The following is a 23,199-nucleotide window of genomic DNA, read 5'->3' as shown; positions in this document are numbered from 1 at the left end:
AATCCTCAGGCCAGATCGCGCAGCGCGGCGTCGAGGGTCGGATAGCGGAACGTGTAGCCCGCCTCGCTCAAACGCTGCGGCACCACACGCTGGCCGTCGAAGAACAGCTGAGCCATTTCCCCGGCCAACGCACGCACCGGCGCTGCTGGAATGTGGAACCACACCGGGCGCTTGAGGACTTTGCCGACGTTCTCGGCGAACGTTGCCTGACTGACGGTTTCGGGCGCGACCATGTTGTAGGTGCCGCGCAAATTTTCATCGTGGAAGGATCGCGCGATCACCTGAATCACATCGTCGCGATGCACCCAGATCATGATCTGCCGACCATCGCCCATGCGCCCGCCGAAACCCAGACGGAACGGGATCAGCAACGGCAGCAGCGCACCGCCCGGCCCGAACACTACGCCGAGGCGCAGCACCACCTGACGCACACCAAACTGCGTGGCGGGTTGCGCCGAAGCCTCCCAACGCGCACAGAGCTCGGCCATGAAACCGTCGCCCTTGCTGGCCTGTTCATCGAGGCTTTCACTGGCATCGCGTACGCCGTAGAAACCGATAGCCGAGGCCTGAACCCAAAGCGCGGGTTTATGGCTCGTGCGCTTCAGCCAGGTCATCAAGGCTTCGGTGGTATCGACCCGACTGGCGAGCAATTGCGCCTGACGCTCGGGACTCCAGCGCGGGCCAGCGACTGGTGCGCCGGCCAGATTGATCACCACGTCGAAGGATTCGTCGCAGCCGAGCTCGCTCAACAAACGCACACAGCGGACGCGACCGTCGAACAGGTTCGCCGCTTTCAACGGATCACGCGCCAACACGCTGACCGTGTGACCGGCGTCGAGTAACTGATTGACCACCGCTTCACCGATAAACCCGGTGCCCCCGGTGATCAGCACGCGCTTGTAGGCACCGCCGGCAAAGGGGTTGGACTTGCTCACCGTTCTTTCCGGCGGGGATTTCCGACGATCATGGCGCAATAACCAGATCAGCGGCGGCAACAGGACCAGTAGCGCAAAACCGTCGAGCCACAGATGCGACCAGACCTGTTTTTGCGCGGAAAGCCACATGTCCTGTGGTGCCCATAACAGGACGCCCGCCATCAACCAGCCCCAAATTGCAGGTGCTTTAAGACGGTTGCCAAGGTGCACCAACGCGAGCATGTACAGCGAATAACTTTGCAGCGTCGCGCCGAACAGTGCGAGCCACCACACCTGCTGCTCGTGACCGGCGGCGGGAACCACGTCCGCACCCCAGAACGCGAGTTCGAGGGTGTGAAGATAGCCGTCGAGTAATCCGGAATGACCGGCCCAGGTCAACGTGAGACCGGCGAGCACATGCACGATTGCCGCGGCATACAGCCACAGCACCATCGCGGGGCGAAGAGAGAAAGAGGGGGCTGGCATTCCGTGTCCTGAGCGCGTTCCTTGAGGGCGGGGAGTTTAAAGGAAAATGGGGGTTGTCAGATGCACAAGCGCTAAACGTTTACCGTGACGGGCTCAGGGTCAGCGCTTGTGAAAGCGCGTCACACATGACTGTGACCCGTTCATTCCCCAGTAAGTGCTGAGCAATACTTTGCGTTTCTTGTCGACACGGAGGTTGACGAAACCATCGCCACAATCCGGCTGCACTTCCTCGAAGTCAGCGGTTTTCGGCCGGTAGATGAAAATCCGGTGGATGGTGTAGGTGCCCATGCCGTCGTCGATCTGCCAGACCGAAAAATCTTTCATGCCATCGAAGTTGAAATCGTCGATAGCGACGTGCAGGGATTTTTCAGCGGAAAAGTTGATGGTTCGCGACTCGCGAGCATCGACTTGAACCGTCACTTTCGGCCGCTCACTTCCAACATCACTTCAACGTTTTTAACAGGGCTGAACGATGTTGCCTCCGCCCCCGCCGACGCCGATTCCAACACCCCGAACAGCGCCAGACCCAAGCTCACTCGACTCATTGATCGCCCTGCTTCCACTTGCAACCACCGTCTAGAGAAACATCGACATTGGGGTCAAGCAGGAAACTGTATTCCTTGCCGTTGGACTTCTTGGTGTAAACCATCGAAACGCTCATCGCTGCTTGGGTGACCCACTCATAGGTTCCCGTGACCTTGCCGTCGACAATCTCGGACCAGGTACGGGTATTTTGCGTGGGTGCGTCCGGGGCAAGTATTTCTTCCTGATGATCCGTCAGTACGATGGAAATCGGCGTTTTCGACTTGGCGTATTTGACGAAACCACCCGACCAATTGCTTTCGTGATCGTAGAAGGTTCTGAGTTCGAACTTGATCGAGTGGGCGTCATCGAAGCAGTAGTTTTCGGAGGTGACCTCGCTATGGGCAGTCAGGGGGAGGAAAACCATGAGTAACGGGAGTAGCTTTCTCATCTTGAATCCGTTCAGAAGAAATGACGCGCCTTGGCACTAGTCACAGCGACTGGAAAAAAGAAGCGGGGCAGATCTATTTATCGAGCTCCGCTAGGGCTGAAACCACCAAACTCGAAAAATTCGGTCTGCTCATTTTTTACAAAACACAAAATAAATCCGTCCCCTTTTCGATTTGGCTATTTAGCCAAAGGCGCAACCGCGATCTGTCTGGCACGATCAATTGTTAACCGAATCAAACAGCTTTCTGAATACTCTCCAAATATTGCGCTATTGCATTCAAGATCTCTATTTTTCATCCAGGCTCTTTGAACCTCACGAAAAACATCTCGCTTGTCTTGACTCAAACGACTGGCTTTATCTCGGTAGGCAGAATTGAGCAGAGCATCGGCATCCGCAAGAACCAACTGATAAATCCCTCGATCTTTTTCAATCTTTACTTGGGGCAGGCTTTGCGGGATATCCGAATCCCAATTATTCAACCCATTATTATCCTCAATAGTTAGCAATACTGTTTTATTATCATAATATCCATACTGATTTTTGGTTGCTCCACTTTTATAGACCAACTCAATATATACAGGATCGCTTGCTCGCTGAGGGTCATTAAGCAATGTCTGGCTCGTCACTTTCACATTGCCTTCGCCTTCATCTAACTGAATTCTGAAACAAGGGTTGGGGCCAGGCTGCGTAGCTGACTTACTGGCCTTCATGCAAGTGGCCAGGCTAGAACCACTTGCCTCATCACTCCCTGACTCAACATCTTGAATTCTAATCAACAGCTTTATGTCAGGAACTGCAGAATAATCGGCTTGCAGTATCTTCGCGGAGTAGAACGGCTCCGCTTGGGCCGCGCTGTTAAAAATAGAAAGAGTAACGATACAAAAAGATAGAGCGATATTTTTAATCACAAACATTAATTCCATTTAAAAACACTGCACAAAAAATAATTCACCCAAGAAACACACAAGATAGATAAAACTGTTGTTAGATTTCCTAAGACTACGAAACTAAACTGCCCAATAGTGGTGAAACCACCACAAATAAATCTGTCACCTTTTCCTCGCGAAGGTGATGGTTCTGGATTCGCTTCGCCCATCGGTAGTAATCGAAAACGCGAGCGAAGAGCCTTCAGACGTGAGCGTCACTTCATTGCCTGAAATTGGGCTGAAGGCGGTGACTTCGGCATGAGCAGAAGCCGTCCAGCACAGGCCAAACAGCAACCAGGTTAAAAATTTAAACGGTATACGCACACCTAACTTCCACTTACCGCTAACACAACAAGACAAACCCGCCAATTTAACTATCACCAGTCAATCTTTTAACTTGGCAAGGCACTTATCGTAAAGTTCTGAATATTTTTTATCGTATGCCAACTCAACCGGCTCATCCAGATCAGCCGAAGCATTAAATAAAGTTTTGTCTTGCGGATAATACTTGATCCAGCCAACGATACCCTCTCCGGAAGTATCATACTGTAGCTGCGCCAGTATCCTTTCCCCATTATCATCGTCAATTAACAAATTAACTTTATCTTTACTCGTGTAACGAAACGGAAAATTGCTACTTCTGACCAACTCCGTCAGATACCCATAGCAACCTGCGCCATCTGAACGCGCGTCAACCGTCTCGCTATCGCCAGCAAAGACAAGACTGGCAAGCGCCGACAGCAAAAAAACGAAAAAAATTCTTAACTTGAACTGACTACGCTTCTTAATTTTCATCTACTCACCTTTTTCCAATGCTTCAACAAATCGTGCGCGAATTGCCTCGATGTGCTTTTTGTAGACTGCTTGCACACTAGTATCCGTAGAGTGCCACCGTGCCCACTGCCCATTATGCCGATTGATGTAGTCGGCTTTATACTCCATGCCTGCCAAAACCGAAGGCAACACGACAAAAACTTTCTTTTTGTCGGTAACCTGCTGGTTCCCACCTTGCCCGCTCATCCCTTTGTTTTCAAATGCTGACCAAGTGCCTGTGGGAGCATATTCAGGGTTAGCTTCAAAAATGGAGCCATCCCAACCATAGTAAGGAGGTTGGCCGAAAGCTTCCATGCCACCAGTTCCACAATGCGCGTACTGCTTGGACTCGAAGTGGGCAGTTTCATCGCGATACATACGTTCGATGATGACCGCCATATCTTTCCCATATTTTTCGTAAATAACTTTTATCGCAGCCTTGCCATCTGCAACAGTAAACAGTCCAACGTTAGCAACAGGGCCTTTTGGCTTGAAATTGTTGACGAACTCTATCGGATGAAAATGATAAATCTGACTTGGTAGCGGCGTCTGCATGGCACCTGCCATTTCATCCCAGAATACCAACTTGTCTATACGCTCCTGCTCATGTTTGAGCAAATCCGGTACGTCCTTCAGTAACGTTTTCAGCCGTTCCCACTTGGGTTCACTCGACTTTGCTTGCCATTCCGTCGGATGGTACGCAATCAACTTCGACCATTCGCTACGTATTTCCGGATCTCGCAAAGCGCTTTGCAGTTCGGCGGGTGTGACTTCGTTATCCTGTGTACCCTTCGCATCGATCTTGGCGTACAACTCTTTAAAAAAGGCGGGCATATCATCAGGATCCAAAAATCCATCGGCCGTCGCATTGCTTTCTTTTATTACTTTGAACCCAAGCCTTTCCCAATCATGCTGGCAAATGATTTCCTGCTTTTCTTTTTCGATAAACCCGACTTGCGATTTGCCGTCACTCTGAAAAGTAGCGCGAACCCATTCTTTGCCTGCGCTGTCTTTAATAATTACCGGACGATCAAAGGGCGCTAATGTATCTGCTGTCAGCCCGGTTTCTTGAGGATTGAATACCGGCGCCTCATCCGTACCACCTTTTGCAGCTAATATCTGATCCTTTTTCAGTTTCAGATATTTTTTCCCTTCAACCAAGGTCGCAGGATTTTTCAAATACTCCTCAAGTTTCTGATCCGAGCTGAAAATCTCGATGTGAACCTGATATTTCTTGTTGATATTCCCTTTATTGTCAGCAGGTGTTTCATAGAGACCTAGATAACCGATCGGCTCACCCGCCTTAATTGCCGACTCACATACCACCACACTGTCAAAAACAGTAGGAACAGTGCTTTTTCTTTTTATAACAGCATCTTTTCCGACGTCGGCTACGCTGCACCAAAACGTTGCAGGCAGGACTCCCTTTCCTTTTAGGCCAGTGCCTTGTGCTGGAACCAAGGTACATTCAGCCATAGGATATTTTTTACCATCGACCAACAGCCATTTGATCTTGTCACTGTCAAACTGGATTGTACTTCCAGTACAAAGTACTTGCTCGGGAGCTACTTGCTCGCCGGCCTTGTCTCCGGATGGCGCGCCTCGGACTTTCAGACCGCGCGGCGCTGTAATCGTGGCCTGCACCATACCTTTCCAGTAACCCGGGACCTTACGCTCGGGCGGGAGCACCGTCTTCAGACGTTCCTTGTCCTTGCCGTTCTTGATGGGTTTCCCATCTTCTTCGATGGCGAACCAGACGATGTCATCTTTTTTTAGTTCACCAATTTTGCCCTTGAGAATTTTGCCCTGAGCAAAGTTGTATTTACCGTCAGCCGTCGGCTGCTCTTTTTGTATTTCGAACTCAACACCTGACGGAATGTTTTCCACAACCCTACTTTGCGGATCATCTTTATGAAGTGTTCGAGCAGGCCACCCACCATTGACAACAGTGACCACTCTAGGGGCTTTTTCTTCTTCTGCCGTATAAAGCTCATACGGCAATACGTGCATGTATAGGCTGAAGAAAACCAGTTTATTGGTTTTTACTCCCTCGGATTTCTCATTGACGGGTGACTCGTACTCGTGTCGAACCAGACAAAATGAAGTGGAATACTGCAACCCTTTTGCCGGTTCGAAATCCGACGTCAGATAGTTCTTGTTCAGGCGATAGGCGACTACTACTCCATCGGCAATACAACGCACAGGCTCGTCTCTGATGCACTGTGGTGCACTGGCACTGGTGATATGAATCCCACCGTGCCAAAAATGGTTGCTTCCAAGCAAATAGTGCCCGGCCGTCTCGCTGTCCAAGGCTTTGTACAGTTCCTCGGCGTCCTCGAACTGACCCCCACCATGCTTTCTGATCGGATATTGGAAGCTCATTTTTTGCGTCGACGGAGCGGCAGCGGGGGCCGCCGCAGGAACAGCTGCTGTAGCGTTATCGGGATGAGTAAGATTCGATATATCGAACTCACGAGGGTTCACTGTTGCATGTCCTTGCACGAGGTTGGGATGACCTTTAGTGCCATTCCTCAAAACCTCAAAATGCAAATGGGCACCGGTCCCGATACCTGTGTTACCACACGGGCCAACTGTTCCACCCTTTGCCACTGCCGCCAACATCTCCAAGGGCGATGCTGTACGCATATGTGCGTAAAGCGTATGCACTATTTCAGCACCATTCGCGTGCTCTAGAACGACCACATTGCCATAGCCATTCATCACGCCTTTATAGACAACTTTTCCCGCGCCGGCAGCTGGGATGGGTGTACCAGCGGGAGCCGCCCAGTCCTCACCCCGGTGTGGTCTGACCTCTCCGGTAACCGGATGCACTCGATTGGGATTCCATGCACTCGTATAGTGAAATGGCGCACCTGGATTAAATAATTCCATATTGATTACTCACTGTACTCATCACAGTAAAAGACCGAGCTTCCGAGTTGCTTTGGGTCGGCGATCAAAATCGGGGCCTTACCCTCACTTTGATTCAGTTTTAAGTCTTTGAAGCGCTCACGTAAGGCAGCTTCAACAACCGCTGAACTTTCTTTCAAGTAAATGGCGTGAACACTGAAAGGCCCTTTATACGGAATGGCAATCTGCCTGACCGCCAAGCCATAGAATGTATCGTTCACGCAATAAAATGCAGCTTCATCAACTCGACAAGGCTCAAGTTTTTTATCAATAAAATATTGTCCACTTGGCTTGTTGGTAACCGGGTCGAGAAAAATGTTATGGATGTTGCACGTCTCAATACCGGTGAACTGCTCCTCCAGCGTCATCTGGGAGCAAGCGCTTAATACCAAGAGAACAACAGGCAGCAGAGCCCGTTTGAATCGCTGCATTGCTTGGGATGTTCTGATGTTGAGCATTCGTTTCGTCCTTACTCTGAAAACACAAAAAATGCTTTCGGCTTAACTTTCTCAGCCGAACCCGCTATTGCCTGCCCCATCAAACTCCCCGCCTTATCCTTATCCGCCGCACCCGGCAGCACCGGCGGTTTGATCCCGATGCCAGTGCCCGCTCCCGGCGACCCGCCAGCATTAATCTTCACCACCGGCCCAACCACCGTCACACCACCGCCATCGAGCTTGATGAAACTGCCGCCGCCGAGAATCGTCAGCTCAGTCCCCGCCTCAATGACAATCTTGTCCCCAGCCTTGATATGAATCTCTTTCCCGGCACTGGTCAGTTGCGCAGTCCCGAGCTTCACATGCTGGTTCTCACCAATAGTCAGGTGGTCGTCCATCCGCGCTTCGATCTTGCGGTCGGAAATCGTGGTGCGGTGTTCTTCAGCCTTCAGCTCGGTGTAGGTGTTCTTCACCACCGTGTCGTGGCGTTCATTCCCGACCCGAATCTTCTGGTCGTGCTCAACGTTTTCATCCCAGTCGCGCTGGGCGTGGATGAATATCTGTTCGGCGCCTTTTTTGTCTTCGATGCGCAGTTCGTTGTAGCCACCACCGCCCGGGGAGCTGAGGGTTTTGAAGACGGTGCGGGTTTTGTTCGCCGGGAGGGCGTAGGGCACCGGGTTTTCCTTGTGGTACAGGCAGCCGGTGACCAGTGGTTGGTCTGGGTCGCCTTCGAGGAAGGTGACGAGGACTTCCATGCCGATGCGCGGGATGGAGATGGCGCCGTAGCGGTCGCCGGCCCAGGAGCTGGAAACGCGCAGCCAGCAGCTGGTCTTGTCGTCGGCCTGGCCTTCGCGGTCCCAGTGGAATTGCACCTTGATGCGGCCGTACTGGTCGCAGTGGATTTCTTCGCCTTTGGGGCCGGTGACCATGGCGGTCTGGCTGCCGAGCACGCGGGGTTTCGGGTGCTCCAGCGCCGGGCGGTAGAACACGTCCCATGGGGTGGCGAGGAAGGTGTTGCGGTAGCCCTGGTGGAAGTCGTCCTTGTGGTCGGTGGTGTCGCTGGTCACCGACTCTTCGAGGACTTGCGGCTGTTTGCCTTCGTGGAAGATTTCGGTGAGCAGCCACAGGTCGTTCCACTCGCTGCGCGGGTGGTCGGACATTTCCATGAAGTGGCCACTGACCAGTCTGGTCTGGTCGCCGCGACCTTCGGCCTGACGGTAGTCGGCGCGGTGGCGTTCGAGGGCACGCTGGCTGAGGAATTTGCCACGCGCGCGGTCGATGAAGCGGCCGGGGTAGTCGTAGTCTTCGAGATCCGGTTCAGTGCTCTCGCCGTCCGGTTTGTAGGCCGCTTCCATTTGCAGGCGCGGTTTTTCGAAGTCGTAGTCGCGGCGGGTGGTGCGGCTGGTGCGGGTTTCCAGACGCAGCCGGAAGCCTTTGATCACCGGCTCTTCGGCGACCATGCCGCTGCCCTGCACATACGCGGTCGGTTGGCCGAGGTTCGGGAACACGGTCTGATCATCGCCGAACACCAGCAGGTGGCCTTTCTTGCTGTGCTGGAAGTGGTAGTGAATGCCTTCTTCTTCGCACAGGCGCTGGACGAAATGCAGGTCGGTTTCGTCGTACTGCACGCAGTAGTCGCGATCCGGGCACGGCTGGCTCAGCTGGAAGCTGTAGGCGTTGCCCTTGATGCCGTGCTCGTCGAGGATCAGCGCGATGATTTTCGGCGCCGACATCTGCTGGTAGATGCGCTGGTTGGTGCGGTGATGCAGGTATTGCAGCTGCGGCACCAGCGAGACTTTGTAGCGGGTCAGGCGCTTGCCGGCATCGCCCTGGGCGACACGATAGATCTGGCCGTGGATGCCCGAGCCCTGCGGATCGAGGGCGAGGAACGCCTGTTTGTGCAGGAGCTTTTCCAGATCCAGATCCGGGTTTTCGCTGACCAGTTCCAGGTCGAAACGGAACGGCTGGCTGATGCCTTCGGTGCCGGTGAACGACAGGACTTGCAGGTCGCCCACGTAGTCTTCGACCGTGAGGCTGAAGTGCGTTTCGTTAGCTGGGTTGAACATAGTGTGCTCCCTGTTCGAATGTCATCCGTTACGCCCGCAGTCGCAAACGCTGCAACCAGGACGAAGTGGCGCCCAAGGCGTCACGCAATTGGTCGGCAGTGATGTTGCGCTCTGCCGGGTCAAAGGCCAGCGCGGTGCGCAGCGCGGGCCAGCAGTGTGTCGGCAGATTTGCCGGGGCTTGCAGCTCGCGATCCAGGTGTTCGTCACGGGCCTGGGTCGAGGGCAAGCGGCGGAACGGGTGTTTGCCGCCCGCCAGTTCATAGATCACGCAGGCCACGCCGTACACGTCTGCGCTGGCCGACAGCGGTTGGCCCTCAAGCAGTTCGGGGGCGGCGTAGCCCGGGGTCCAGGCGTTGAAGCGCTCGCGGCTCAGGTGCGGCAGGCCGGGCAGGATGCCCTCCTCGGCTTGCCCGAGACCGAAGTCGAACAGGCGCACACCGTCTTCGCAGAGCATGACGTTGCTCGGTTTCATGTCACCGTGCAGCACGCCGCGACGGTGGGCGTAGGCCAGCGCGTCGAGCAGCGGCAGCGCGATGTCGCGCAGTTCTTTCCACGGCAGGCCCAGTGGCCGCTCGCAGAGCAGTTTGTCCAGGGTCAGGCCACGCATGAGCTCCATGGTGATGAAGGCCCGCTGGCAATCGGTGTCCACTTCGAACGTGTGCGGTCGCAGCACGTTGTCGTGGCGCAGGCGCCGGGTCAGGGCGAACTCGCTGTAAAGCAAGGCACTGGCGTCCGGCGACTCGGCAAATTCTTCGCTGAGGATTTTCAGCGCAATGTAAGGATCGGGATCCCCGAACTGTTCGTGCAGCAGATCCCGGGCCCGGTAAACCGCACCCATGCCACCGGCCCCGAGCAGACGCTCGAGGTGGTAGCGGCCTGCCAGAACATCCGGCAGTTCGCCGACGCTGGCCTTGGTCGGCGCCAGCGCGGGTTCAGCGTTATGTTGCTTGGCGAAGGCGAAATAGGTCAGGTTGTTGGCCTGCTCTTCGCTCATCAGCAAGTCGTCGACTGAGGATTCGATTTCAGTCATTGGCGGATCACCACGGCAGTCAGGTTGTCGCGAGCGGCGCCACGCAGGGCGCCGTCGAACAGACGTTCCAGCGCCACTTGTGGCGCCGCCAGGCTGAGGGCGTTGCCGAGGGCATCGCTGCTCAGACCTTGATACAAACCATCGCTGCACAGCAGGAACACATCGCCCGGATAGACCTCAAGCTCCAGCACATCCAGGGTCAGTTGTTCCGCCGCGCCCACCGCCCGGGTCAAGGCCTGGGCTGCCGGGTGCGCCGCTGCCTGTTCGACGCTCATCTGTTGCTCGTCGATCAGTTGCTGCTGCAGCGAATGATCCTTCGACAGCTGATACAACCGCTGCCCGCGCCACATGTAGCAACGGCTGTCGCCGGCCCAGATACAGGCCGCGCGATTGCCGTCCACCAGCAGCGCCACGACGGTGCTGCCCATGATGCTGTCGTGACGCCCGGCGGTGACGGTCAACTCTTGCCCCAGGCGCCGGTTCAGCCAGTGCAGGCACTGGCGGATGGCTTTGAGGCGTTCGTCGAAGTCTTCGTGTTGCGGCAGTTCAGCCAGGCTGGCGACGATCAACTGGCTGGCGATGTCGCCACCCTGATGACCGCCCATGCCGTCCGCGACCACCCACAGCCCATGCTGCGGGGTGTCGAGGAAGGCATCTTCGTTGCGCGACCGCACCTTGCCCGGGTCGGTTCGCGCCGCGCTGCGCCAGGGACTGGCCACCAGCATCAGAGCTGCACCGGCATACGGAAGGTGCGCATCACGCCCATGTCGAACGGGTTCGGCGTGCGCTGGCTGGTCAGCAGGTAGTTGGCGCGCAGGCCACCCACATCGGCCTTCAGCACCAGCACGTCGCGACCGGTCAGGTACTCGGTCTGCATCAGGTCGAACAGACGGAACAGCGACCACGGGCCGGAGTTCTTCTCGATGCCGATCGGGCGGCCGGCCATCTTGTCCATGACCAGGCTGGTACGACCGTCTTCAGCATCGGTCGGCCACTTGAAGTTCATCGGCAGGATCGGACCGTGGCGGTATTCCATGGTCTTGTCGCCGAACTTGAACTCGGAACGGCTGACCGCCGGATCGAGGGTGTACGGCTCCAGCTTGAACTGCACGGTCGGCTCGGCCGGGTTGATCGAGAAGAAGCTCTGACGGATGTTCAGTGCAGCCGCCATCTGGTCGAGGAAGACCTTGGACACCGGCAGGCTGCGACCGTCGATGCTGCGCATCCGGTAGTTGCCCGGATCACCACTGACGAACGGACGCATGTAGTTGTCGAAGAAGCGGTCGATGGTGCCCTGAGCCCGGAAGAACTCGCGGAAATCGCTGATCGCCACGTCGCTGGTGCTCGACGCACTGAACGGGTAACGCTTGCTGATGGTCTTGCCATACACGCTGTACAGCTCGTTCTGATAACGGCCGTTCAGGTATTGGTAGGCATCGTTGAGCACCAGGCGCCACGAGTCTTCGGCCAGCACGTTGAACCACACGCTCAGCGGACGCGGCAGACGACCCGACGCATTGCGCAGGTTGGTCAGCGCATCACGCTGGCCGCTCATGCGGGTCTTGGCCAGTTCGAACGCGGCCTGCTCCGGCGTGCTGGAACGGGCGAGGCCCGCCAGTTGCAGTTGCAGGTCGTTGAGCGCGGTGAAGGCCGGGGTCAGGTCAGCGGCCGGGCCGTTGTTGTCGTCCAGCAGTTTATGCAGCGGCTCGAAGCGACGTTGCAGCGACTTCTTGGCAGTGTCCGGCAGGTTCTTCGCCACGTTCAAGGCCGAGGCCTTGTCCGCGACAGCGGAAGCGAGTTTGCCGACCTTGCCCAGTTTGCCCTTCTGCCCCGCCAATGCATCGGCGGCATCACCGGCTTCATCCACCGGCTCAGGAGCGGCCGGGAAACGGGTGTTTTCGCGCACTTCAGTCAGCAGCGCCAGCACCGGCGAGTTGGCCGAGGTCAGGCCCGCCAGTTGCTCGGCGCCTTCACCGGCATCGCTGATCGGCGGCAGTGCCACCTGGCCAACGGCCTCGCTCCAGTAGTTGGCGTAATCGCGGAAGTACAGTTGCTCCAGCTCGACCATCAGGCGACGCAAGTCCATGTCGCTGATGCCCGCGCCTTCGCCCAGCACCCAGTTGTCACGCAGGATGTCGGTCACCAGCGACGCGCCTTGCACCGAGAAATACTGCTGATAACCAGTCTGGGTGTAGAAGCCCGGAATCACGTATTCGGTGCCGATGAACAGCGAGCCCTGCGGGCCGAGGTGCTGGCTGAAGCGATAGTCCGGCAGGTTGCGCGCCTGCTCGCGGAGCATGCGGTAAACCACGTTTGCCAGCGATTCACTGCGCAGAACCTGACGCGCCTGAGTCACCAGTTGCTCGTTGAGCGGATAGATGAACGGCAGCTTCAGCAGACGCTCCAGATGCGCGTTCAAACCGTTCTGCACAGCGGTGTTGCCGGTGTAGCGCTGGGACCAGTCGGTGGCGACCCAATCCTTGAGCCAAGCTGCGTCACGACGATCCTTCATGTTCAGCATCAGGTACGCGCGCAGGCTGTTGATCAGCTTTTCGCGGTCCTTCATGTTGGCGCGGATCTGGCCTTCGAGCATGGTTGCAACGCGCGGCAGCAGTTGCTTTTCAAGCTCGCGCTCGTACGCTTCCTTGACCACCGGATTGACGTCCTGGCCCTGATACAGACCAACGCGCTCGTGGTACGCAGCGTCGCCCTTCTTCGGGAACACCTGAGTTGCGGCGTAGCTGGTGTCGAGGGTTTTCAGCGTGCCCATGGCGTCATCGCGCGGCGACAGTGCCGTGCGTTGCTGGGTCCAGTTCTGCGCCAGGTTGCGCAGGTTTTCCAGACGCTCCCAGTTGGCCGAGAAACCACCGGCCCAAAGCATGCCGAATAGTACGAGTGCGCCCAGTGCGCCGACGTACAAAGCACGCTGGCCCCAGTGGATGCGGCTGCGCTCGCGCTTGTCCAGACCGGCCAGATCGGACTCGGGGAAGATCACGCGGCTGAGCAAATGGTGGATGAAACGCGAACGACCGCTGCGCAGTGTCGGCAACACGCCGGCGCTTATGCCCAGACTCGCGCCGATACCGGCGGTAGTCGAATCCATTTCGTGGGTCAGGTGCGGTGCGCTGGTCAGGTAGAAACCACGCAGCAGCGTCGCACGCTGGTAGCGGTTGCCGGTGAACGCCATGTCGACGAACAGGCACAGGCGCTCGCCGATCTGGCCCATCTGATGCGGGAAGTCGAGGATGCGGCCACGGCGCTGGGTGTCGCGCTCGGAGTGCATGCGCATGATCACCTGGCTGTTGAGGCGGCGCAGCAGCTCTTCGAACTCGCCACGCAGCACAGCCACGTCGGTGCCGACCTGATCCTTGCGGAAACTGGTACCCAGCACCTGATCGCTTTCTTCGCGGGTCAGTTGGTCGAAGAACTCGTCGAAGCCCAGCAGCTTGTCAGCCTTGCTCAGCACCAGATACACCGGCACATCGACGTGCAGCTTCTGATAGACGTCTTGCAGACGCGCGCGCACCTGGCGGGCCAGGGTGTCGATGTCCTGCTCGCTGCCACTGGTCAGGGTTTCCACCGGAATGGTCACCAGCACGCCGTTCAGCGGACGACCGCGACGACGCTTGCGCAGCAGTTCCAGCAGAGTGGTCCAGGCGCTGCCGTCGACTTCCGAATCCGGCTGGGTCAGGTAGCGGCCGGCGGTGTCGATCAGCACACCGTGGTCGGCGAAGTACCAGTCGCAATGGCGGGTGCCGTGGGTGTCGCGGGTCAGCTTGCGGTCGATCTTGTTGATCGGGAATTCCAGCCCGGAGAAGTCCAGCAGGCTGGTCTTGCCGCTGGCCTGCGGGCCGATTAGCAAATACCACGGCAGGTCACTGCGCCAGCGCTCGCTGCGGCCGCGATACAGGCTCGAAGTCTTCAGGGTTTTCAGGGCGTCCTTGAAACGCTCCTTCAACTCTTTCTGCTCTTCGTCGATCAACTCTTCGCGGCGGATACGATCCTGGCCGTCTTCGGTTTCTTCGACGGCTTTCTTGCGGATACCGGCGCGCCAGCTGACGAAGACCATGGTCAGGCCCCAGATCAGGAACAGCACGCTGATGGTCAGCAGGCGCGAAGTCGCGCTTTCCCAGAACTTGTAATCATCCACCGCCAACAGCGGGCCGACGAACCACACCAGCAGCGCCACAAACAGCACCAGCAGCAGGGTCCAGACCCAGGTCTGGCGCAGGAAGGCGCCGACTTTCTTGAAAAACTTTTTCATCACACGTCCCTGTTTACGGCTGCGACTGCGGCTGGACCGCGGCCGGATCAAGCGGCTGATAAGGTTGCAGAACGGTGTCGCGCTGCTCGCCCAAGACCCAGGCGAAGCCCGAATACATCATCACCAGGCAGACGAAGGTGAACAGCACCACCATCCACGCCGGCACGATGCGCACCAGGTTGCGGCGCTGATCGTTGAGGCCTTCCCACTGCGGCGACAATTCGCGCGGCACGTCACCACGCAACTGACGGATCTGCCGGTACAGGGCGTCGCGGATGCCTTCGAGTTCCAGCATGCCGCGCGCCTGCACCCGGTACTTGCCCTCGAAACCGAGGGACAGGCACAGGTACATCAGCTCCAGCATCGGCAGGTGCTTGACCGGGTTTTTCGACAGCCGATCGAGCAGCTGGAAGAACTTCTCGCCGCCGAAGGTTTCGTTGTGGAAGCTGCTGAGCAGGCTCATCTGCGACCACTCGCTTTCGTTGCCCCACGGCGTGGTCACGACGGCTTCGTCGACCACGGTGCAGAGCACGTAACGGGCGGCCATCACCTGACTGCTTTCGGCGCCGTTGTGCAGAGCGCGTACTTCAAACAGCTTGAGCCCGGCGGTCAGGCGCTCGTTGAGCGCATAGAGGTCTTCGCGGGTTTCGCTGTGCTTGAGGCGCACCACTTCCGACAGCAGTTCGGACGACGCCGCCACCAGCGAATTGAGGCTGATGTTGAAGGCTTCCGCCGGACGCAGGCGCGCGGCGTAGATCATCCGTTCTTCCAGTTGTTCGAAGCGCGGTGGCGCGGCGAAGTCGGTCAGCGGACTCGCCGCCGGGCCATGGCCCTGACGGTCGAGCAGGACGGTTTTGTCGTCCTGGTTGTGTTCCATGTCCTTGATCATGTCGGTCAGTTCCTGATGGCCCAGAATTTCAGTTCAAGCTCGGCGAATTCGCCGGACACGTGGAACGCGAAGCCGCCGGAGCGCTCGAGTTGTGCCAGGTCTTCGGAACTGAGTTCGAGGATGAAATAGGTTTTGTTCGAGTGGAACGCGATCTGCCGCGGGGCCACCGGCAACGGTTTGACCTTGATCCCCGGCAGGTGCAGGTTGACCAGTTGGCGGATGCGCTCCACCGGGCCGACCTTGAGGTGCGCAGGCAAGCGGTTGCGCAGTTCTTCGGAGTCGCAGTTGGCACTGGCTGCCAGCACGAACGACGCCGAGCCCAGCAGTTTGTGGTCGTGCAGCGGCGACACGATGATCCCGTACTGACGCGCTTGCAGGATCAGTTCGATGGCGTGCTGTTCCAGCACCATCGACAGCACCTGACGGATCGACTCCATCAGCTTGCGGAAACTCGCACCCTGGTCGGCGTGGGAGTAACGGCTGTCCAGACGCGGGCGTTTGCTGTCGCTGGAGAACGTCGCCAGATCGCCGAGCATGGTCAGCAGCGTGCGATACAACTCTTCCGGGTGAACCTGCTCCAGGCCCAGGTAGTGGCGCAGCAGCAGTTCGGTGCGGTTGATCAGTTGCAGCATCATGAAGTCGCCGATTTCCGCGCCGCCGACCTTGCCGTTCGAACGAATCCGTTCGGCAATGGTGTCGCCCCGGTGACCGAGCATGCTGATCACTTCTTTCAAGCACGACAGCAGGTAGCTGGAGGCGTGGGCCTGAATGTAGGTCGGCACGAAATCCGGGTCGAGGCTGATCACGCCGTCCGGCGTGGTGTCGAGCACGTCGCAGATCTTCAGCTTCACGTAGGCCTGATCGCTCTGCTGCTCGCCGAGCAACAGTTTGAAGTCCGGGCGACCGCAGCTGACCTGGCTGGCGGAATCATCACCGGCGTTGGAGTCGGCGACTTCGGCGTCATACGCGGTGTAGCGCGCCAGCACATCGGACTGCTCCGGACGGCGGGCCTCGATGTGGTTACCGGTGACCAGCGGCAGTGCCAGGTAGATCGGCATGTTGCCGGTGTTCGGCGGCACGTCCAGCGCCAGCGGTTCGGTGTTGCCGCCGAGTTCGAACAGGCTGCCGTCCGGCAGGATCCCCGAGGCTTCACTGATCACCAGTTTGCCCATGTTGAGGAACTGCAAGTCGATCTCAAGGTTCAGGAAACCCCAGGTGTAGCCGCCCAGCAACTGGGTGCGGGTCTTCATCTGGTGATCGTAGTAGCGGTCGTTGTGCTGGAAGTGCTGCGGACGCAGCAGCATGCCTTCCTGCCAGATGACTTTATGGGTATTCATGATCAGTCATCCGCCTTGGCGAGCACTTCGTTGGTCTTGCGGATACCGGCCTGATCCAGGGTCAGATCGGCTTCGGTGACTTCCAGCGGCGTGATCGGGAACGTGTGGCGCCATTTGGTTTCCGGCAGGTCGCGGTACGCGGCGAGGATGCCGATGAAGCGGCTGCCCTCCTCCACGCTGAGTTTCAGCTCCACGGTTTCACCCGGGCGCAGTTCGAGTTCTTCGCTGGCCACCAGATCCGGGTTGAGGGATTCCTTGGCGCGCTCGTAGAGGCTGAAGAAATCGGCGTTCTCGAAGGTCACCGGGTGCTTGAGTTCGAACAGGCGCACCACGATCGGCGACGGGCGACCGTTGAGGTCCGGGTTCAGCTGATCGCTGCCGGTCAGCTTCAGGTTGATCTTGGTCACTTTCGAATACGGCGACAGCGACGAGCAACCGGCGAGCAGCACCAACAGGGTGAGCGCGGTCAGCGTCTTGAAAAAAGCGGTCGAGCGGCGAGACATGCGCATCATCCTTGGTGGTCGGTGTGGAGGGTGGAGATCAGGCGGATCTGTTCTTCGTAGGCCTGGGCGAAGTCGCGGGCCAGCAGGCGCTCGCTCCAGTCGTCGTCCTGACGCAGCGCATGGTGGTAACGGTTGAACGCTCTCCAGCGCCCGCCAGCGGTGGCAAGCAAAGGCTTGTTGTCGCGCTCGAAACGCAGGGTCAGTTGCTCCGGCGAGAAGTGCTCCAGAGTGCCGCGCACCGCCGCGCGGCTGGCGGTCAGCAGCGCCACCTGATGCGCCTGCAAGTCGCGGAACGCACGGGAGATCGCCTGCTCGGCCGGCAAGTGACCCGGCTTGTGCGGCTGCAACAGGATGTCCAGCGCTTCGCTCGGGTCGACGGCGAATTTCAGCGGGTTCTTGTTGGTGCCTTGCACGGTGGTCTGGGCCAGACGCAGTTCGTTCTTCAGCTCCGAACGGGTGCGCAGGCTCTGTTGCAGACCGCCGACGCTCTGGCGCAACAGACGTGCAGCGTTCAGCGCGAGGGCTTCACGCTCGTCGTGGCTGAGGTTCTTCACGTTCACGCCGAGGGCCGCGCCGAACTTATCCCAGAAGGTTTCGCTCTGACGCTCGACCGCTTTCGGTGCCGGTGCTGGCTCAGGCGTGGGCTCGACGATCAGCTCCGGCACCATCAGGCTTTCCATGTCGATGCGCGCGTAGTCGGCGCGCTGACGGGAGTCTTCAGGGTCGGTAACCGGTGCGAGCATCTCCTCGAATTCCGAGTACACGCGCTCTTGCTGTTCCAGCGACTTCAACGGGTCGAGGTCGAGGAACGCGTCGTCCGGAATGATGCTGCCGGCGGCCCGTGGCAGGCCGACTTCACCGTCGAACGTCGCCGGGTCGCGAACCAGTCGTGCGCGAATCTCGAAGTCGCCCAGCACGTAGGTGCTGCCATGCTCGATGCGCACCGGTTCGCCCTTGTGCAGACGTGCGCCGCTGTCGCCGTCCTGAACACCGTTGCTGCTGGTGTCGGTCAGGAAGAACGTGCCCTCGCGATAGCTGACGATCGCGTGGTGGTTGGACAAGTGACGCTTGCGGTCAGGGATGATCCAGTCGCAGTCCTCGCCCCGCCCGATCACGCCACCGGCCTGTTTGAAGGTCCGCTGGCACAGCTCGGTGGGCACGAACTGCTTGGTGTTCAGCATTTCGAAAACCAATTCCATGTTTGATGCTCCTTGCGGTCACTTGCCGCGATTGACCGCCTGCGGATCACCCAACGGGCGGTAATCGTTATCGTTGAATTTGTAATTGCCGCTGCAGCCGCCGAGGCCGCATAGAACGACGAGGGTCAGCAGGACAGCGTGCCAGTGACGAACAGACATCAGAGGGTCTCCAGGTGTAGACAAAGCACAAAGCGCCGACCCTCGCGGGCGGCGCTGAAATAGGTTTTCGAGGTGAATCCGACGGACTTTCGCCTACCCATCGAAATCACCCAGATTGATGTTCAAGCGGCCGAGCCGGTACAGCAGCGTGCGTCGCGGCAAGCCCAGTTCCCGGGCGGCGAGCGTCTGGTTGCCGTCGTTCTTGCGCAGGCAATCGAGCAGCAGATTGCGTTCGACCGCTTCCAGTCGTTCGCGCAGATTGAGGCCGCAGTGGTCTTCCGGCGCCGGCGCCGATTCCAGGCGCAACGAGAAATGCTCGGCCAGCAACTCGCCGCCTTCACACAGCAGCACCGCGCGCTCGACCAGGCCTTTGAGCTCGCGCACGTTGCCGGGGAATGTGTAACCGCAGAGGTGCTCCAGCGCCGCGTCCGACCAACGCACCGGATCACGCTGCAGGAAGGTGCAGGCCTTGTCGGCAAAGTGTTTGGCCAGATCAAGGATGTCGCCTTCGCGCTGACGCAGGGCCGGCAATTCAATCGGGAATTGCGCGAGGCGGTAGTACAGGTCCTCACGGAATTTGCCTTCGCTGACCAGCACCGACAGATCGCGGTGCGTCGCGGCGATGATGCGCACGTCGATCTTGTGGGTGTCGTTGGAACCCAGCGGACGAATCTCGCCTTCCTGCAACACGCGCAACAGCTTGGCTTGCAGCGCCAGCGGCATGTCGCCGATTTCGTCGAGCAACAGCGTCCCGCCATTGGCCGCGTCGAACAGGCCGGCACGATCGCGGTCAGCACCGGTGAAGGCGCCTTTGCGGTAGCCGAACAGCTCGCTTTCCAGCAGGTTTTCCGGGAACGCCGCGCAGTTCTGCACGATGAACGCCTGGGACCGGCGCGGGCCGCAATCGTGGATCGCCCGCGCGACCACTTCCTTGCCAGTGCCGGTCTCGCCACGCAGCAGCACGGTGTACGGGCTGTGCAGGACTTTGCTGATCAGCGAGTAGGTCTGGCGCATCGCCGCGCTCTTGCCGATCAGGCCGTAGCCGCTGGCACTCGGCAGACTGCGCACGACCGGCGCGGCCGCATCCACTGGCTGGCGCAGGCGTTGCAGCAGATGCAGTTGACCAAGCACGAACGAGCCGAGCTGACCGAGGGAATCGGCGAAGCCTTGCAGGTCGATATGACGACGGCTGGCGCACAACAACAGACCTTCGACAGCCTTCTGCTGGTTGACCAGCGGCACGCAGAGCAGCGACTGCCACGGCGCGGACGACGCCGGCAGAAAACTGGTTTCGTGCAGACTGCCGCCCAGGTCGTCGAAGCACACGACGCGGTTCTGACACAGCGAGAACTGCAACAGTTGCTCGCCGTTGTAGTCCGCCGGCAGGCTCGCCGCGCTGCGCGGCTGCAACACGCCATCGAGGCATTCGGCATTCATCCCCAGCGACGTGTGCGTGGCGTCCAGCAAGTACAGCTGGGTCAGTTCACAACCGCTCAGCCCGGCCAGACCGCGCACGAAGTCACCCAGCAGCGCAGCACCGTCCGCCGCCCGCGACAGGCTGGCGAACTGCGCCAGCAAGGCTTCGGCATAGAGCAGTGGCTGCGGCACCTGAGTGAACATCACACTCACCTCAGGCGAACTCGCAGGTCACGCTGGCTTCACCGTCGAGCGTCGCATGCACGCGCTTGAGGCTTTCACCGGTGGCCATGGCGTCGAGCAAACGGTCGGCCACCAGCGGCAGTACGTGCTGATCGAGCAAGTGGTCGATCAGACGCGCACCGCTTTCGCTTTGCGTGCAGCGCTCGGACAGGTGATCGACAAGGTTCTGGCACCAGCTGAAGTCCAGCTGGCGACGGTTCAGACGCTCGCCCAGACGACCGAGCTTGATCTCGATCAGCTCGCGCAGCACCGGGCCGCCGACCGGGTAGTACGGCACCACTTTCATCCGCGCCAGCAGCGCCGGTTTGAAGTGTTTGCTGAGCACCGGGCGAATGGTTTCTTCCAGCACTTCGGCGGTCGGACGCGCGCCGTCTTCGCAGAGGTCGCTGATCTTGTCGCTGCCCAGGTTCGAGGTCATCAGGATCAACGTATTGCGGAAGTCGATCTCGCGACCTTCGCCGTCGTTGGCCACGCCTTTGTCGAAGATTTGGTAGAACAGGTTGAGCACGTCCGGATCAGCCTTTTCGACTTCATCGAGCAGCACCACCGAGTACGGCTTCTGGCGCACGGCTTCGGTGAGCATGCCGCCCTCGCCGTAACCGACGTAGCCTGGCGGTGCCCCGATCAGGCGGGAAACAGTGTGCTTCTCCTGGAACTCGGACATGTTGATGGTGGTGATGAAGCGGTCGCCGCCGTACAGCAGATCGGCGAGCGCCAGGGCGGTTTCGGTCTTGCCGACGCCGCTCGGGCCCACCAGCAGGAACACGCCGACTGGTGCGTCAGGCTTGTTCAGGCCGGCAGCGGTGGCGCGCATCGAGCGATCCAGTGCGTGCACGGCCTGTTCCTGACCACGGATGCGGGTGCGCAGGTCGGTGGCGAAGCTGGCGACCTTGGCGTTGTGTTCGCGGGCCAGTTGCGCCAGCGGCACGCCGGTCCAGGCGCTGATCACTTCGGCCACCAGACGCGGGCAGACTTCGAAGCTGACCAGACGCTCCTTGACCTGAGCGGCGGTCAGGGCGCTGTGGGTTTCGTTGAGTTGGGCTTCCAGTGCTTCCACACTGAGAGCGTCGTCGACTTCGGCGGCGTGGGTTTCGATCACGGTACCTTCGGCGTCTTCTTCAACGGTGACCACCGGCTCGACCGCAGCCGCTTCACGGGCCTTGGCCAGTTGCTGACGCAGTTCCAGCAGGCGCTCGGCCAGTTGTTTCTGCTCGGTCCACAGGGTTTCCAGTGCGACCATTTCGGTTTCGGCTTCGTCCAGACGCGCTTCCAGTGCATCCAGCGCTTCGTGGTCGATCAGCAGACCGGCTTCGGCATCGCGGCGCAGGGCCTGACGCTGACGGCCACCTTCAGCCAGTTCGCCACGCAGGCGCTCCAGGCTTTCCGGGGCGGCGGCGAGGCTGATGCGAACGCGGGCGCACGCGGTGTCGAGCACATCGACAGCCTTGTCCGGCAGTTGGCGACCGGCCAGGTAACGGGCGGACAGTTCCGCCGCCGACACCACCGCGTCATCGCGCAGGTAGATGCCGTGGCTCTTCTCGTAGACCTGAGCCAGGCCACGCAGGATGGTCACCGCTTCGCTCACGGTCGGTTCGTGCAGCTGAACCGGCTGGAAACGACGGGCCAGCGCCGGGTCTTTCTCGAAGTATTTCTTGTACTCGGCCCAGGTGGTCGCGGCGATGGTGCGCAGTTCGCCGCGAGCCAGTGCCGGTTTCAGCAGGTTGGCCGCATCGGAACCGCCGGCATTGCCGCCTGCGCCGATCAGGGTGTGGGCTTCGTCGATGAACAGGATGATCGGCTTCGGCGAGGCTTTGACCTCGTCGATCACGCCTTTCAGACGACGCTCGAATTCACCTTTGACGCTGGCGCCGGCCTGCAACAGGCCCATGTCCAGCGACAGCAGCTCGACGCCCTTGAGTACTTGCGGCACTTCACCGGCAGCGATGCGCGAGGCCAGGCCTTCGACGATGGCGGTTTTACCGACACCGGCTTCACCGACCACGATCGGGTTGTTCTTGCGGCGACGGGCGAGGATGTCGACCATCTGGCGGATCGCGCCATCGCGGCACAGCACCGGGTCGAGTTTGCCGTCGCGGGCCTGTTGGGTCAGGTTGTGGGTGAAGCGCTCCAGCAGCGATTCGCCCTGGGCGGCCGGTTGGCCGTTGGCCGCTGCCTGAGGCTGTTGCGACAGGGCAAATTCCTTCAGGCGATCGATGTTCAGTTTGGCGAGCAACGGCTGGTAGCGGCTGCCGGCGTAGCGCATCGGGTTGCGCAGCAGCGCGAGGATCAGCGCCGCGTCTTCGACCGAGGTCTGGCCCAGTTCAAGGTTGGCCACCAGCAGCGCGTCTTGCAGCCATTGCACCAGCTCCGGGGCGAACACCGGGTTGCGCGAAGCGCTGTGCTCGACCCGCGATTGCAGGGCGGCGCTCAGTTCGCCGGCATCAACGTCGGCATCCTGCAGTGCGCGGGAGAGCAGACCGTTCGGACGCTCCAGCAGGCCGAGCAGCAAGTCTTCGACCAGAATCTTGCTGCCGCCACGGGCCACGCAGCGCTCGGCCGAACGCTCCAGATCGCGACGGGTTTCGGCGTCCAGCGCCTGGATGAGTTGTTGCAGGTCTACGTTGATCATGGCTC

At 59.3% G+C, this 23,199-nt stretch carries 18 protein-coding genes; all 18 read right to left on the bottom strand.

Going from position 1 to position 23,199, the window contains the following annotated elements:
* Positions 1 to 5 precede the first annotated feature (5 nt).
* The gene (locus N8H71_RS04915; protein WP_262193148.1) at positions 6 to 1,400 is read right to left on the bottom strand and encodes a TIGR01777 family oxidoreductase; all 1,395 of its coding nucleotides are present in this window, start codon (positions 1,398 to 1,400) and stop codon (positions 6 to 8) included.
* 99 nt (positions 1,401 to 1,499) lie between these two features.
* Positions 1,500 to 1,820 (bottom strand): XAC2610-related protein, encoded by a 321-nt coding sequence (locus tag N8H71_RS04910; RefSeq protein WP_262193147.1) that lies wholly within the window; start codon positions 1,818 to 1,820, stop codon positions 1,500 to 1,502.
* Between the two features lie 121 nt (positions 1,821 to 1,941).
* Positions 1,942 to 2,373: a hypothetical protein gene (locus N8H71_RS04905; RefSeq protein WP_262193146.1), complete on the bottom strand. Its 432-nt coding sequence runs from the start codon at positions 2,371 to 2,373 to the stop codon at positions 1,942 to 1,944.
* 176 nt (positions 2,374 to 2,549) lie between these two features.
* Positions 2,550 to 3,296: a lysozyme inhibitor LprI family protein gene (locus tag N8H71_RS04900; protein WP_262193145.1), complete on the bottom strand. Its 747-nt coding sequence runs from the start codon at positions 3,294 to 3,296 to the stop codon at positions 2,550 to 2,552.
* A gap of 387 nt (positions 3,297 to 3,683) precedes the next feature.
* Positions 3,684 to 4,094, bottom strand: a complete 411-nt coding sequence (locus N8H71_RS04895) for a hypothetical protein (RefSeq protein ID WP_262193144.1) — start codon at positions 4,092 to 4,094, stop codon at positions 3,684 to 3,686.
* Positions 4,095 to 7,004: a M23 family metallopeptidase gene (locus tag N8H71_RS04890; protein ID WP_262193143.1), complete on the bottom strand. Its 2,910-nt coding sequence runs from the start codon at positions 7,002 to 7,004 to the stop codon at positions 4,095 to 4,097. It lies immediately after the preceding gene.
* Between the two features lie 5 nt (positions 7,005 to 7,009).
* Positions 7,010 to 7,480 (bottom strand): hypothetical protein, encoded by a 471-nt coding sequence (locus tag N8H71_RS04885; protein ID WP_262193142.1) that lies wholly within the window; start codon positions 7,478 to 7,480, stop codon positions 7,010 to 7,012.
* Between the two features lie 11 nt (positions 7,481 to 7,491).
* Complete coding sequence (locus N8H71_RS04880; RefSeq protein WP_262193141.1) at positions 7,492 to 9,525, bottom strand: type VI secretion system tip protein VgrG; 2,034 nt, start codon at positions 9,523 to 9,525, stop codon at positions 7,492 to 7,494.
* 28 nt (positions 9,526 to 9,553) lie between these two features.
* Entirely contained in the window at positions 9,554 to 10,555 is a 1,002-nt protein-coding gene (locus N8H71_RS04875) for a serine/threonine-protein kinase (RefSeq protein WP_262193140.1), read from the bottom strand.
* Positions 10,552 to 11,280: a PP2C family protein-serine/threonine phosphatase gene (locus N8H71_RS04870; protein ID WP_262193139.1), complete on the bottom strand. Its 729-nt coding sequence runs from the start codon at positions 11,278 to 11,280 to the stop codon at positions 10,552 to 10,554. The genes N8H71_RS04875 and N8H71_RS04870 overlap by 4 nt, the downstream gene beginning before the upstream one ends.
* Positions 11,280 to 14,819, bottom strand: coding sequence for a type VI secretion system membrane subunit TssM (gene tssM, locus N8H71_RS04865; protein WP_262193138.1), 3,540 nt, complete (start codon positions 14,817 to 14,819; stop codon positions 11,280 to 11,282). Before tssM ends, N8H71_RS04870 begins: the two co-directional genes overlap by 1 nt.
* Positions 14,820 to 14,832: 13 nt before the next feature.
* The gene (icmH, locus tag N8H71_RS04860; RefSeq protein WP_007954389.1) at positions 14,833 to 15,708 is read right to left on the bottom strand and encodes a type IVB secretion system protein IcmH/DotU; all 876 of its coding nucleotides are present in this window, start codon (positions 15,706 to 15,708) and stop codon (positions 14,833 to 14,835) included.
* Positions 15,709 to 15,713: 5 nt separating this feature from the next.
* Positions 15,714 to 17,045, bottom strand: coding sequence for a type VI secretion system baseplate subunit TssK (gene tssK / locus N8H71_RS04855; RefSeq protein WP_011336586.1), 1,332 nt, complete (start codon positions 17,043 to 17,045; stop codon positions 15,714 to 15,716).
* Between the two features lie 2 nt (positions 17,046 to 17,047).
* The gene (gene tssJ, locus N8H71_RS04850; protein ID WP_011336587.1) at positions 17,048 to 17,548 is read right to left on the bottom strand and encodes a type VI secretion system lipoprotein TssJ; all 501 of its coding nucleotides are present in this window, start codon (positions 17,546 to 17,548) and stop codon (positions 17,048 to 17,050) included.
* A gap of 5 nt (positions 17,549 to 17,553) precedes the next feature.
* On the bottom strand, positions 17,554 to 18,747 hold the full coding sequence (gene tagH / locus N8H71_RS04845; protein WP_085647082.1) for a type VI secretion system-associated FHA domain protein TagH: 1,194 nt from the start codon (positions 18,745 to 18,747) through the stop codon (positions 17,554 to 17,556).
* Positions 18,748 to 18,765: 18 nt separating this feature from the next.
* Positions 18,766 to 18,906 carry a hypothetical protein gene (locus N8H71_RS04840; protein ID WP_003229566.1) on the bottom strand — a complete coding sequence of 47 codons (141 nt, stop codon included), beginning with the start codon at positions 18,904 to 18,906 and terminating at the stop codon, positions 18,766 to 18,768.
* Positions 18,907 to 18,999: 93 nt separating this feature from the next.
* On the bottom strand, positions 19,000 to 20,526 hold the full coding sequence (locus N8H71_RS04835; protein WP_262193137.1) for a sigma-54 interaction domain-containing protein: 1,527 nt from the start codon (positions 20,524 to 20,526) through the stop codon (positions 19,000 to 19,002).
* A 10-nt stretch (positions 20,527 to 20,536) separates the two neighbouring features.
* The gene (tssH, locus tag N8H71_RS04830; RefSeq protein ID WP_262193136.1) at positions 20,537 to 23,194 is read right to left on the bottom strand and encodes a type VI secretion system ATPase TssH; all 2,658 of its coding nucleotides are present in this window, start codon (positions 23,192 to 23,194) and stop codon (positions 20,537 to 20,539) included.
* Positions 23,195 to 23,199: the final 5 nt, after the last annotated feature.

The organism is Pseudomonas koreensis (assembly GCF_025447595.1).
Taxonomy (GTDB): Bacteria; Pseudomonadota; Gammaproteobacteria; order Pseudomonadales; family Pseudomonadaceae; genus Aquipseudomonas; species Aquipseudomonas koreensis_H.
The sequence above is the reverse complement of the archived record's forward strand: the minus strand, read 5'-3'. Positions and strand labels throughout refer to the sequence as shown.

What these genes read in the sequence shown, in the direction of transcription:
- N8H71_RS04915 (WP_262193148.1), bottom strand. Translation starts at nt 1,400, where the DNA reads ATGCCAGCCCCCTCTTTCTCTCTTCGCCCCGCGATGGTGCTGTGGCTG.
- N8H71_RS04905 (WP_262193146.1), bottom strand. Translation starts at nt 2,373, where the DNA reads ATGAGAAAGCTACTCCCGTTACTCATGGTTTTCCTCCCCCTGACTGCC.
- N8H71_RS04900 (WP_262193145.1), bottom strand. Translation starts at nt 3,296, where the DNA reads ATGGAATTAATGTTTGTGATTAAAAATATCGCTCTATCTTTTTGTATC.
- N8H71_RS04895 (WP_262193144.1), bottom strand. Translation starts at nt 4,094, where the DNA reads ATGAAAATTAAGAAGCGTAGTCAGTTCAAGTTAAGAATTTTTTTCGTT.
- N8H71_RS04890 (WP_262193143.1), bottom strand. Translation starts at nt 7,004, where the DNA reads ATGGAATTATTTAATCCAGGTGCGCCATTTCACTATACGAGTGCATGG.
- N8H71_RS04885 (WP_262193142.1), bottom strand. Translation starts at nt 7,480, where the DNA reads ATGCTCAACATCAGAACATCCCAAGCAATGCAGCGATTCAAACGGGCT.
- N8H71_RS04880 (WP_262193141.1), bottom strand. Translation starts at nt 9,525, where the DNA reads ATGTTCAACCCAGCTAACGAAACGCACTTCAGCCTCACGGTCGAAGAC.
- N8H71_RS04875 (WP_262193140.1), bottom strand. Translation starts at nt 10,555, where the DNA reads ATGACTGAAATCGAATCCTCAGTCGACGACTTGCTGATGAGCGAAGAG.
- N8H71_RS04870 (WP_262193139.1), bottom strand. Translation starts at nt 11,280, where the DNA reads ATGCTGGTGGCCAGTCCCTGGCGCAGCGCGGCGCGAACCGACCCGGGC.
- tssM (WP_262193138.1), bottom strand. Translation starts at nt 14,819, where the DNA reads ATGAAAAAGTTTTTCAAGAAAGTCGGCGCCTTCCTGCGCCAGACCTGG.
- icmH (WP_007954389.1), bottom strand. Translation starts at nt 15,708, where the DNA reads ATGATCAAGGACATGGAACACAACCAGGACGACAAAACCGTCCTGCTC.
- tssK (WP_011336586.1), bottom strand. Translation starts at nt 17,045, where the DNA reads ATGAATACCCATAAAGTCATCTGGCAGGAAGGCATGCTGCTGCGTCCG.
- tssJ (WP_011336587.1), bottom strand. Translation starts at nt 17,548, where the DNA reads ATGTCTCGCCGCTCGACCGCTTTTTTCAAGACGCTGACCGCGCTCACC.
- tagH (WP_085647082.1), bottom strand. Translation starts at nt 18,747, where the DNA reads ATGGAATTGGTTTTCGAAATGCTGAACACCAAGCAGTTCGTGCCCACC.
- N8H71_RS04840 (WP_003229566.1), bottom strand. Translation starts at nt 18,906, where the DNA reads ATGTCTGTTCGTCACTGGCACGCTGTCCTGCTGACCCTCGTCGTTCTA.
- N8H71_RS04835 (WP_262193137.1), bottom strand. Translation starts at nt 20,526, where the DNA reads ATGTTCACTCAGGTGCCGCAGCCACTGCTCTATGCCGAAGCCTTGCTG.
- tssH (WP_262193136.1), bottom strand. Translation starts at nt 23,194, where the DNA reads ATGATCAACGTAGACCTGCAACAACTCATCCAGGCGCTGGACGCCGAA.